The organism is Stutzerimonas stutzeri, assembly GCF_019090095.1.
Taxonomy (GTDB): Bacteria; Pseudomonadota; Gammaproteobacteria; order Pseudomonadales; family Pseudomonadaceae; genus Stutzerimonas; species Stutzerimonas stutzeri_AN.
Genome location: NZ_JAGQFP010000001.1, coordinates 1,708,764 through 1,721,254 on the forward strand (window position 1 = coordinate 1,708,764; position 12,491 = coordinate 1,721,254).

The window sequence follows — 12,491 nt, forward strand, 5'->3', positions numbered from 1 at the left end:
ACCGCAGGACTGCTGCTTTTCGCTTGCAGCTTGCAGCCTCCAGCCCAACGCTTGAATTCCTAACGCCTCACCACCGCCAGCAGTTGCCTGGCCTTGCGCTGGTCGTCTTCGCCCAGCTCCGCCAGCAGCTCCGGCTTACCGCCGATCAGCAGCGCCAGCGGTACGCCGTCGCGATAAAGGATGCGATTGCCTGCGGTGGCGGGGACGCGATCGCCAGGTAGCAGCGTGCCGACCTGATTCAACGGATCGACCGCCGAGACGGCAATCATCTCACCGGCCAGCGGCCGCTTACGCACCTCACGCAACAGGCCAACCGCCTCAGGCAAGGCGAACTGCTCGCCCGGCACACCCGCCACGAAACGCCCGCCACGAATATCGCCCCGCGCCTCGAGCCGGTGGTAGACACGCAGCAATTCACGCCAGGGCGGCAACCAATCCGCCTCGCGGTCCAGCAGGCGCCAGAACACCACGCCGTAGCGACGCAGCAAGGTCATCGCGATGTGCTCCAGCGCCTCGGGGTCCAGCGCTGGCCGGCGCGCAGGCGTTTCGGCCGACGCCGGCGCGCCTTTGCGCACCAGCGCCCAGCGACCCGCGTCGGCCATGCCGCCGATGAATGCCCCGCCGCGGCTCTGCCGGGTGCTGCGTGAACGCTTCGCCGCAGGTGCCAGCAATGCCCGCAGACCGGCGAAACTGTCGGCATTGACCAGCCCTACCGCAACCAGCTCGCCCAGAGCATCTTCCAGCTCGCTGCGTAACAGGCGGGCATCCTGCTGCAGCTCGTCGAAGAACAAGGCGCCCTGCCCCTGCAACGTCTCCAACACCCGCTGCGCGCGTGATGACAGCTCCGGCTGTAGCGCATCACTGGCCAGCGCATACCAGGCCGCCAACTGCCGACGCGGCAGCAGCACGATAGGCGTGCCGCGCACCGGCCCGCTGCTGGCTTTGATTCGCCCGGCCAGGCGCGTCCAGACGATGCGCCCGGAGCGGCACAGCTCGTCCAGCCAGGTGCCGCCGTAATCCTTCAAGCGCGCCGGCAGCAAGTCGCTCTCCCAGGCACCTGCCGCGGCCTGGAAGCCTTCCAGTTGCTCGACGACGGTGCCGAGCGCCTCGCGGCCCTGCATCCGCGTCGCCTCGGACAGGTGCTGCCAGTCGAACAGAAAACGCATGAAATCGGCGCGCTCCACTGGTTCGATTTCGCGGCGCAGGCGCTTGACGGTGTAACGGTGGATGCGCGCCAGCAGATGCCGCTCGCACCACTCCTCATCCGTTGCGCCAGGCGTGAAGCGGCCGCGCAGCACATAGCCCTCCGCCTCCAAACGTGTGAGCGCCAGCGCGACCGCCGACGCCGGCAAGGCCAGCGGCCGGGCAATCAGCGGCACCGGCAAGGGGCCGAAGCCGGTCAGGCGCGCGCGGATCAGTTCGACCAAGGCATCGTCTTCACTCGACGGCTGATCGAAACCAGGCAGCGGCTTTAGCACCGGCTCGCAACCCGCTTCGGGATAGATCGACTGCAACACAGCAAGGCGCTCGATGGGTACCCAGAGCGCGCGATCCTGCGCGACCCGCATCCGCGTCGCGCGCCCGCCGCGAGCCAGTTCGTTCAGCCAGGCAGGCCACTGGGGATCGGCCTGCACTTCGGCCTCCGCGATGCAGCCCAAGCCTGTGAGCGCTTCATGTAAATCGTCCGGATGGCGCGCCTGGGGCCAGGCTTCCTCACCCACCGCCTCGATTGCCGCGGCATCCAGCGCGCCGAGGTCGTCGGCCGATTCGGGGTCGGTCCAGCGACGGTTGAGCACAGCCTGGGTCCGACGCTCTTCCAGCGGCGCATCGTCGAGAAAGGCGTAAGGCCGCGCGCCCAGCACTTCCATGGCCAGCGGCGACGGCGCCGGCAGGTCACGCGCCAGCAGCTCGATATCGCCCGCCTCGATCCGCCGGAGCAGCGCCAACCAGCCATCGCTGTCCATGGCCTCGTGCAGGCAGTCATTCAGCGTCTGGGCGACCAGGGGATGATCCGGCACCTCCCGCTCGCCCACGATGTTCTCCAAACAGGCGACCTGGTCTGGAAAGACGGTCGCGAGCAGGTCTTCACTCTTCATGCGCTGTAGCTGCGGCGCGACTTTGCGGCCTCCGGCCATGCGCGGCAGCGCCAACGCAGTGGTCGCGTTCCAGCGCCAGCGCACGCCGAACAGCGGTGCATCAAGCAGCGCCTGGATCAGCACCGCTTCGGCGCTGTTGGGGTGCAGGTAACGCCAGACGTCATCGAGCGGGAAGCTATGGCTGGTCGACAACGAAAAGATGATCGCATCTTCGGTCGCCGCAGCCTGCAACTCGAAGTTGAAGGTGCGGCAGAAGCGCTTGCGCAGCGCCAAGCCCCAGGCACGGTTGATCCGACTGCCGAACGGCGAATGGATGACCAGCTGGGTGCCGCCGGATTCGTCGAAGAAGCGCTCCATGATCAGCCGCTGCTGCGTCGGCAACGCGCCCAGCGCCGAGCGGGCACGAGCGAGGTACTCGACGATCTGGCGAGCCGCGGCGTCTGGCAGGCCGAGCGTGTCGGTGAGCCAGTCGATGGCGGGCATCAGATCGACCGTGCGTGCCTCTCCCCCCTCACCCCGGCCCTCTCCCCCTTGGGGCGAGGGAGACAAGCCTGCGGCCACCGGACGCGTCGTAGCGCCAGCCGGACCGCCCGCAGCGCCCTCCATGCCGGAGCTGGACGCATCACCTCCAACCCACTCGGACTGTCCCCTCTCCCCTTCGGGGATAGAGCTGGGGTGAGGGGTGGCAGTGGCACGATGCGCCTCGATCACCCCTTCAGGTAAGGGAGACAAGTCTGCAACCACCGGATGCGTAGCAGCGCTCTCCGGCCCATCGGTTGCCCGCCCCAACTCCGAGCCGGACACATCCGTTTCAACCCGCTCGGACCGCCCCCTCTCCCCCCCGGGGAGAGGGCTGGGGTGAGGGGTGGCGGTGTCCGGAGACATCTCGCTCTGCTCTTCGCACAAGGACGCCCCATCTGCGGCACTCTCGCACGCATCTCCTTCCAGCCCTGAGCCAGGCACATCCCTTTCAGCCACCGCGGACCGCCCCCTCTCCCCTCCGGGGAGAGGGCTGGGGTGAGGGGTGGCGGTGTCCGGAGACATCTCGCTCTGCTCTTCGCACAAGGACGCCCCATCTGCGGCACGCTCGCACGCATCCCCTTCCAGCCCCGAGCCGAGCACACCCCTATCAACCACCACGGACCGCCCCCTCTCCCCTCCGGGGAGAGGGCTGGGGTGAGGGGTGGCGGTGGTCAGGCGGACATCGATCTCTCCTCGCAACCTGGCCACCGCTGCGGACAGCTCATCGCTGCGCCCCGGCGCCTCGCCCAGCCAGAACGGGATATTCGGCGGTTGACCCTGCGCATCCTCGACCCGCACGCGGCCGGGCTCGACTTTGATGATGCGGTAGGCGGTGTTGCCCAACTGGAACACATCGCCGGCGAGGCTCTCGACAGCAAAATCCTCGTTGACCATGCCAATGTTGAAGCCCTGTGGCTCGAGCAGCACCGAGTAATCAGCGTTGTCAGCGATGGTGCCGCCGGAGGTCAGCGCGGTCAGACGGCCGCCGCGTCGCCCGCGCAAACTGCGGTTGACCAGATCGCGGTGCAGGTAGGCGCCGCGTGCACCGTGGCGGGTGGTGTAGCCCTCGGCGAGCATCGCCAGCAGCGCCTGATAATCCGCCTCGCTCAAACCGGCGTAAGGCATGGCGCGGCGGATCAATGCCAGCAACGCATCCTCCTGCCACTCGCGGCACGACACCTCGGCGACGATCTGCTGCGCCAGCACATCCAGCGGGGCCTTCGGGATCACCAGGGTATCGAGCTCGCCGCGCCGCACGGCGTCGAGCAAGGCGGCGCATTCGATGAGGTCGTCGCGTGAACTGGGAAACAGGCGCCCCTTCGAGACGCCGCCCACCTGGTGACCGGCGCGGCCGACGCGCTGCAGGAAGGCGGAAATGGACCGCGGCGAGCCCAGCTGGCAGACCAGCTCGACGTCGCCGATATCGATCCCAAGCTCAAGCGACGCGGTCGCCACCAGTACCCGCAGCTCGCCGCGCTTGAGCCGCTGTTCGGCATCCAGCCGCTGTTCGCGCGCCAAACTGCCGTGATGAGCCGCGACCACCGCGTTGCCCAACCGCTCGCTCAGATGCCGCGCCGCGCGTTCGGCCATGCGCCGGGTGTTGACGAAGATAAGCGTGGTTCGGTGTTCACCGGCGAGCACCGCCAACCGGTCGTACACCAGCTCCCAGACGGCATTGCTCATCACCGCTTCCAGCGGGACCGGCGGCACCTCCAGCGCCAGGTCACGCGCCCGGCCATGGCCGACATCGATGATTTCGCAATCCCGACCCACGCCGACCAGAAAACCGGCCACCGCCTCGATGGGCTTCTGTGTCGCCGACAGCCCGACCCGCACCAGCGGATGGCCGCATAACGCTTCCAGCCGCTCCAGCGTCAATGCCAGGTGGCTGCCTCGCTTGTTGCCCGCGATGGCATGAATCTCGTCGACGATCACGCTGCGCACAGTGCCCAGCATCTGCCGACCGGACTCGGAGCCGAGCAGCACGTAGAGCGATTCCGGCGTCGTCACCAGGATATGCGGGACCCGCTTGCGCATCGCCGCGCGCGCGGCCTGTGGCGTATCGCCGGTGCGCACCGCGGTACGGATTTCCAGCGGCGGCAGGCCGAGCGCTTGCAGCTCTGCCGAGATGCCCGCCAGCGGCTGCTCCAGATTGACGTGAATGTCGTTGGACAGCGCCTTGAGCGGCGAGACGTAGAGCACCCAGGTCTGGTCCGGTAGGCCACCTTCGGCGACGCCTTCCTGCACCAGCTGATCGATGGCGGCGAGAAAAGCGGTCAGCGTCTTACCTGAGCCGGTGGGCGCCGCCACCAGGGTCGACCGGCCGGCACGGATCAGCGGCCAGGCGCGGGCCTGAGCCGGCGTCGGTGCAGGGAAGCTGCGGCTGAACCAGCTGGCCACCGCTGGATGGAAAGCCGCCAGTGCGTCGGGAAGGAATGAGTCGGTCATGACCTGAATATGCTGCCGCGGCGGCGCATCTACAAGGCCGTCTCGCCACAGCCCGTCGCCTGCCAGCCAGGCGGGAGGAAACGGTGGCGCGGCTTGGCGGTCCACTTGAGACAGCCCGTCGATGGAGAATCCCATGAGCAACCAAGCCCTGAACCTGGACGAAGCGATGCAGCTCGTCTCCGAAGCCTTTCTACCGTGCGGCTGCGTCACCAGCGCCAACCCCGACGAGGACAGTTTCGGATTCACGGTCATGTCAGGTAGCGGTGCCGAAGTATTGCGCGTACCCAGCGTGTCGCGCGAGGAATACACCAGCGCGCAGCGCCTTGGCGGCGTCATCGAGCAGGCGAGACTGGACGTGGAAGAGAAGGACCAGCGCCTCGAGCCCTGGACCATGCCCGCGCTGGAGGATGACACCGGAATTCCGGAAACCCCGCCGAACTACTGAACCCTCCCTCGACCACCCCAACATCAGGATCGGCCACCGCGCGGGCCGCGGTTTGCGCGCGCCCAATACCGGAACGGATTGCCGCATCGCCAACGCGGTGCATGGCGCGACGACTCGCCACGACGCACAGCAGCGCCAGAGCGCTGCGCAAGGGCCCGGTGCTATCGCCTTAGCCGACTGCCCGCTCCTGGACCGACGGCGTTCGCAAAGGCACGGACCGCACCGCTTCAGGTAGCTCGCGAGTCGGCTCACCTTGGCTGCAGCGTCACGCCACAGACAGGCGCGCCACCGACTGGAACAGAAACTTTTACGCCCCGCTTCGGGTCGCTATAGAGGCGGTTCGGCCGTCCGCAGTCGAGCTTTTCGAATGGCGAGCAAGGGGGAACGCACCATGGGTCACCTGGTACAACAGCGGGCGGAACAGCCGGCCCTGGCTGAACTGGACTACCTGCTGCAGCGCTTCCGGCAAGTTCGCGCGACCAGCGAAGCGATCTGCGCGCCCCTGCAGACCGAAGAATACGTCATCCAGAGCATGCCCGACGTCAGCCCGCCGAAGTGGCATCTTGCGCATGTCAGCTGGTTCTTCGAGGCCTTCCTGCTCAAACCGTACCTGCCAGGCTACGCACCGCTCGATGCGGCCTACGACTACCTGTTCAACTCTTACTACGAGACCCACGGCACGCCCTTTCCGCGCAACCAGCGTGGGCTGATCTCGCGGCCCGGCGTGGAGGATGTCTACCGCTTCCGTCAGCATGTCGACCGGGCAATGAGCGAGTTGCTGGTCAGCCCGCCCCAGCAGCATGCGGCCGAGATCATGCGTCGGGTCGAGCTGGGCCTGCAGCACGAACAACAGCACCAGGAATTGTTGCTGATGGACATCAAGCACATCCTGGCGCAGAACCCGCTCCATCCGATCTACCGCAGCGACTTGAAACCCGCGCCCAGCCTGCACAACGACCGCGTCCGCTGGCACAGCTATGCCGCCGGCGTACGGCATATCGGCCATGCCGGCAGTGGCTTCGCCTTTGATTGCGAGACGCCCCGGCACCGGCAGTTCGTCGAGGATTTCCAGCTGGCCGACCGCTTGGTCAGCAATCGCGAGTACCTCTCCTTCATCGCCGACGGTGGCTACGCGCGCAGCGAGCTCTGGCTGTCCGATGGCTTGGCGCATATCCGCCAGCACGGCTGGAACGCGCCGTTGTATTGGCATCGCGAGGACGGTGGCTGGTGCGAGATGACACTCGGCGGAATGCGGCCGCTGGACCTGGAAGCGCCCGTCTGCCACATCAGCTTCTATGAAGCGGACGCCTATGCGCGCTGGGCCGGCGCACGACTGCCCACCGAAGCCGAATGGGAAATCGCCGCCACCGACCAGCCACGGCGTGGCAACTTTCTGGAAAGCGATCATCTGCAACCTGTTTCTGCCAGCGTCCCGCATGAGGGGCCGGCACAGTTGTTCGGTGACGTCTGGGAGTGGACCGCCAGCGCCTACCGTCCCTATCCAGGGTTCCGCCCGCTGGAAGGCAGCCTGGGCGAATACAACGGCAAATTCATGTCCGGCCAGATGGTGCTGCGCGGCGGGTGCTGCGCCACACCGGAGGCCCACATCCGTGCGACCTACCGCAACTTCTTTCAGCCGGCGATGCGCTGGCAGTTTGCCGGGCTGCGCCTGGCCAGGGAGCTTTGAAACATGGCACTAGCCGTACACTTTCATGACCAGACGCAGCCAACCCACGACAGCTCCCTGCGCGACGAAGCGCTGGCAGGCTTCGCCGCCACGCCCAAGCGCATCTCGCCGAAGTTCTTCTACGACCGGCGCGGCTCCGAACTGTTCGAGGAGATTTGCCTGCAGCCCGAGTACTACGTGACCCGCACCGAGGAGAAGATCCTCGCCAACGCGGCCAACGAAATACTGGAGATCGCCGGCCCGCAGACCGACCTGATCGAACTGGGCAGCGGAGCCAGCCGCAAGGTTCGCCTGCTGCTCGAAGGGCTGCGGCCGGTCAGTTACCTTGGCATCGACATCTCCGAAGACTTCCTGCTGACCAGCACCCAGCGACTCGCCGCCGATTACCCCTGGCTCGAAGTGCATGCGGCCTGCGCCGATTTCTCCGACGAACTGAAGCTGCCGGACGACTTCACCATTCACCATCCGCTGGTCTTCTTTCCCGGTTCCAGCATCGGCAACTTCACCCCACTGGAGGCACGCAGGCTGCTCGGCCACCTGCATGAAATCCTGCCGCCAGGCGGTGGCGTGCTGATTGGCGTGGACCTGGTCAAGGACCGCAGCGTGCTGGAGGCGGCCTACAACGACCGCGCTCACGTCACCGCAGCGTTCAACCTCAACCTGCTCCAGCGCATCCGCCAGGAGCTGGACAGCGATATCGATCCGTCACGCTTCGCTCACCAGGCGTTTTTCAACGAGCAGGATTCGCGGATCGAGATGCACCTGATCAGCCGTGAATCACAGGACGTCACGATCGAGGGGCAGCGGTTCCACTTCGATGCCGGTGAGAGCCTGCATACCGAAAACTCCTACAAATACACCCTGCAGTCCTTCGCCGCCCTTGCCAGCAGCGCCGGTTTCGACTGCAGCGGCCAATGGACCGATGCTCAAGACCTGTTCAGCGTGCACTACTTGCAACGTCGGCCATGAGGCGCCTCACGCCTTGCCTATCCGCCCTGTCCCTGGCGGTTTGCCTCGGCAGCGCCACTGCTGCCGAGCAACCCCTGCGGGTCAAGGATCTGCAGCGCTGCGGCGACCTCTTCTCCACCGCGCAGCTGACGTTCTGTCTGCGCAGCGAAGGCGTAACCACCGCGGACCTGAAGGTAATGCTGGGCGGCAAACCCGTCGAAGCGACTCAGGAACGCAATGGCCGGCTCCGCCTGACCCTGACCAGCGAAGACCATCAGAGCGGTCCGCTCTGGCTGGAGCAGGGTAATCGCCGTAGCAACCCGGTCTGGCTCACGCTCAAGGGCAGTCACGTCGTGCCGGCGGGCCCGAGCGAAGTCGCCAAGAACATGGACGGCCTGACGACCTACCTGGACCTGGTCAGCCTGATCATCGAAGAGGACCACGACGGCCTGGACGAATCGCGACGGCTGGCCAAGAAGTATGGCGCCGAGGTGGTGGGTGCCATCGCTCCGCTCAACACCTACCAGCTGCGACTACCGGTCAAGAACTTGACCGAACGCGACGCGCTGGTCCTGCGCCTGGGCAGCGAAACGAGCGTGGACGCCGTGATCATCGAGGAATCCGGTGCCGAAGAGCCGCTCGAAGAAGATCAGCAGCCAAAGCCGCGTAACAGCGAGTGGGTCGCCAATCGCTTCCTCGATGCAGTGGATTTCTACCGACGCCGCCTGCCCGCGCAGAACGCCCCGATCGAGGCCCGGCCGGTACGCATCGGCATTATCGAGCGCGATGTCGATTTCGACTCGCCGGAGTTCGAGCCCTACCTCGGCGAGTGCAAACCGAGCACGCCGCGTACCTGCGTCTATGCGCGCGATGCGCAATCGCCAGAGGAGCACGGTACCAGCGTCACGGGCATCCTCGCCGCCCACAGCGCAGAAGCGGGCGATCAGGGCTTTCTAGCCGCACTGGAGCCGGCAAGCGGGGGGTTCGAGGTCATCGTCGAACGCAACTCGGATGCCGGGATCACCGCCAACGTTGCGGCCTCGGTCAACCTGGTCGAGGACGGCGTGCGGGTGCTGAACTGGAGCTGGGGGATTCATCGCGTCGGCACGCGGGATATAGAAGGTGAAGCGGTGGACTCGCTGATTCGCTCGGGGGTCGCCATGAGCGGTTATGAGGAGCTGCTGGAAGAGTTCTTCCTCTGGCTGCGCCGCGAGCATCCCGATGTGCTGGTGGTCAACTCGGCCGGTAATGGCTCGGCCCGCTCAGGCCAGGACGATTACCGTCTGCCCTCCTCCTTCATCACCGAGCAACTGCTGGTAGTCGGCGCTCATCAGCGCGACTTCAGCAAGGATGTGCCGGTCGAACACCCCGACTACGTGACCAAGCGCCCGTCGTCCAATGTCGACATGCGCGTCGATATCACCGCGTCCGCCTGTACGCGTGCCGCAACACTGCAAGAGGGAAAACGCGGCGACGTGCACTGCGGTACTTCCTACGCAACACCAATGGTCACCGGCATCGTCGGCGCCATGCTGTCGATCAACCCGGCCCTGGCCCCGGAGCAAGTGCGCGAACTGCTACGCCGAAGCGCGCTGACCATCGGCCGCAACAGTGATTTCGAAGCGGCAGAAGCCGACGACCTGACGGCACCGATCCTCCCGTCCGAGCGCGGTTACCAGCTGGACAACGGGGATATCGGCCGCTCGGCGAGGCTGGATATGCGCAAGGCATTGGAGCTTACGGTCGACAGCCTGCAAGAGGTTCGGTGATGCCCGGCCGGCAGCCATTGGGTCGCTAACACCGCTTCGTCTTGAAATACTCTGAAATAACTGCATTTGAGCCGGTAAAGCTGCACGCCTAAAAACCGGCGCAGCGGCTTCGCCTGCCTGTCACTCGACCTATGTCGCCTGTAGTTCGAAAAACACAATTAATTCAAACACTTAAGCAATAGGGGCCATTTAATATTTAATAGCCATCTAATACTGGCAACTAGAGATAGATAATCAGCGCTCAATAAAACAACATATTTATGACGCCAAATTAACTTCAAATAACAAGCATCAACCTATATAAAACCTATCCACGCGAACTGGAGTGCTTTTTCCTGTTCGCGTTGCCAGGTGGTGTCGTGGGTCGTTGCTTCACTCGTTGCATGTCCTCGGACGCTTCCGCGCTTTTTAAAAGGCCTCGGCCTTTTGTCGTATTAAGTTCCGGAGATCCTCATGTCCGCGCAGGTAACATTCAGCGTACCCAAGGTGCTGCTCGGCACCGCCCTGCTGGTCGCATTCGGCGTCAGTCAGGTCCAGCCCGTTCAAGCGGCCACTTCCAGCGCGACGGTAGCGTCGCAGCAAGTTCTCGCCACCGCCCAGGTCAACGACTTCACCAGCTCGCAGTGGCTGAGGGGAAGCTGGCGTCAGTCGGCCGGCCTGTCGATCCCGGCGACGGCAGCAAACAAGGCGGTATTCAAGAAAGGCGCCCAGGTCAGAACCGCGGACGGACAGATTCGCTCGATCCAGGTGGTCTATTTTTCTGGCGCTCACATGAGCGTCATGTTCTCCGGCACCGCCCTCGATGCCTCGAAGAACGGTTATCCCAAGAGCCTCTCGGCATTGGGCGCCGCCTCACCTTCGGCGCCTGCGGTCGTCATCCCCAGTACCGATGCGAACCAGGGCAGCACGGCGGTCCACAGTTCCGCCATCAACAACTACACCAACAACGACTGGTTGTACGGCGTATGGCGCAAGTCGGCCGGTTTGTCGATCCCGGCCAGCAGCGCGAACCGCACCGCCTTCAAGGTCGGGTCGTCGGTCAAGCTGGCGGACGGCCAGGTGCGCACGATCAGCGCGGTGTATATCTCCGGTAATAACATGAGCGTGATGCTCAGCGGCGCAACCCTCAGCGGCAAGCTTGGCTACCCGAACAAGCTGCTTTCGACCCTCAGCACAACCACGCCAGCGCCGACGCCACCCCCGCCGAGCCAGCCCTCGACACCGGTAGTCACGCCGCCTGCCAACCCGACTCCAAGCCAGACGGTAGCCTTGAACGCCTTCAACGGTGGCGATTTCGTCAATGGCGTCTACAACACCAGCAAATTCCACGGCGTATCGGTCAAGGCGACGGCCGAGAACAAGGCTGCCTTCCATAAGGGCGCGAAGATCCGTTTCGCCGACGGCCAGGTACGCAGCATCACGTTGATCTATCAATCCGGCGGCAACATGACGGTCATGGTCGACGGCGGCGCCATCAACGGCAAGGCTGTGGGCTATCCGCGCACCGTTTCGGTCAACAGCACGGGCTTCAGCACGCCCACCCCGAACACCGGCAATCAGGCACCTAGTGACGGTGGCACACCGGCAAACCCCATCAACCTGGTCGGCATCAACCTGGCTGGTGCGGAGTTCGGCACCGACGTCGCGCTGCCCGGGGTCTACCTGAAACAGTACATCTACCCCGGCGAAGCGGACTTCAAGCGCTACGCCGAGCGCAACCTGAAGCTGGTGCGCCTGCCATTTCGCTGGGAGCGGATCCAGCCGCGACTCAACGCCGAGCTGGACCGCGCCGAACTGGGACGCCTGCTGACCACGCTCGATCACGCACGCAAGTACGGCATGCAGGTCATCCTCGACATGCACAACTATTATCGCTACTACGGCAAGATGATCGGCTCGAGCGAGGTACCGGTGAGCGCATTCGCCGACAGCTGGCAACGCATCGCCAGGCAGGTCGCCAAGCACCCAGCGGTCTATGGCTACGGTCTGATGAACGAGCCCCACACCACCAACGGCCAGTGGCCGGCCGCAGCCCTGGCCGCCGCCAAGAGCATTCGCAGTATCGATGCGCAGCATTGGGTGATCATCGCCGGCGATCGTTGGTCGAGTGCGTTCCACTGGCCGTCGTATAACACTCGCCTGGTCAGCGATCCCTGGATGCGTGACGCGAAGAACAACCTGATGTTCGAAGCTCACCTGTACTTCGACCAGGATTACTCCGGCTACTACACGAACCGGAACGAAGTGTATGATCCGATGATCGGGGTGATTCGAGCCAAACCCTTCGTCGAATGGCTGAGCAGATACCGCCTGCGTGGCTTTATCGGCGAGCACGGCGCGCCGGACTACTCACCGTCGGCCATCGCCGCCACGGACAACCTGCTCCGTTATCTCGGCCAGCATTGCATCCCCAGCACCTACTGGGCCGCAGGCCCCTGGTGGAACGACTATGCGCTGTCGCTGGATGTCAAGAATGGCAAGCCGCGACCGCAGCTGCCGATACTGCTCAAGCATGCCGCCAACAAGAGCTGCGGGGCGGTCGGCCCGCTGTGATCGCTGCGCTCCGAGCTCGCGGA

General features: G+C 65.0%; 6 protein-coding genes. 5 read left to right on the forward strand and 1 reads right to left on the reverse strand.

Going from position 1 to position 12,491, the window contains the following annotated elements; all coding sequences use genetic code 11:
- Positions 1 to 59: 59 nt before the first annotated feature.
- The gene (locus KVO92_RS22630) at positions 60 to 5,066 is read right to left on the reverse strand and encodes a DEAD/DEAH box helicase (protein WP_254621307.1); all 5,007 of its coding nucleotides are present in this window, start codon (positions 5,064 to 5,066) and stop codon (positions 60 to 62) included.
- 133 nt (positions 5,067 to 5,199) lie between these two features.
- On the opposite strand from KVO92_RS22630, the gene KVO92_RS07440 reads away from it, so the two are divergent.
- From KVO92_RS07440 to KVO92_RS07460, 5 genes are all read left to right on the forward strand, one after another.
- The gene (locus KVO92_RS07440; RefSeq protein WP_217474960.1) at positions 5,200 to 5,511 is read left to right on the forward strand and encodes a hypothetical protein; all 312 of its coding nucleotides are present in this window, start codon (positions 5,200 to 5,202) and stop codon (positions 5,509 to 5,511) included.
- A gap of 391 nt (positions 5,512 to 5,902) precedes the next feature.
- On the forward strand, positions 5,903 to 7,198 hold the full coding sequence (gene egtB / locus KVO92_RS07445; protein ID WP_217474961.1) for an ergothioneine biosynthesis protein EgtB: 1,296 nt from the start codon (positions 5,903 to 5,905) through the stop codon (positions 7,196 to 7,198).
- 3 nt (positions 7,199 to 7,201) lie between these two features.
- Entirely contained in the window at positions 7,202 to 8,167 is a 966-nt protein-coding gene (gene egtD / locus KVO92_RS07450) for an L-histidine N(alpha)-methyltransferase (RefSeq protein WP_217474962.1), read from the forward strand.
- On the forward strand, positions 8,164 to 9,915 hold the full coding sequence (locus KVO92_RS07455) for a S8/S53 family peptidase (protein WP_217474963.1): 1,752 nt from the start codon (positions 8,164 to 8,166) through the stop codon (positions 9,913 to 9,915). Before egtD ends, KVO92_RS07455 begins: the two co-directional genes overlap by 4 nt.
- Positions 9,916 to 10,368: 453 nt before the next feature.
- Positions 10,369 to 12,468: a glycoside hydrolase family 5 protein gene (locus KVO92_RS07460; protein WP_217474964.1), complete on the forward strand. Its 2,100-nt coding sequence runs from the start codon at positions 10,369 to 10,371 to the stop codon at positions 12,466 to 12,468.
- Positions 12,469 to 12,491: the final 23 nt, after the last annotated feature.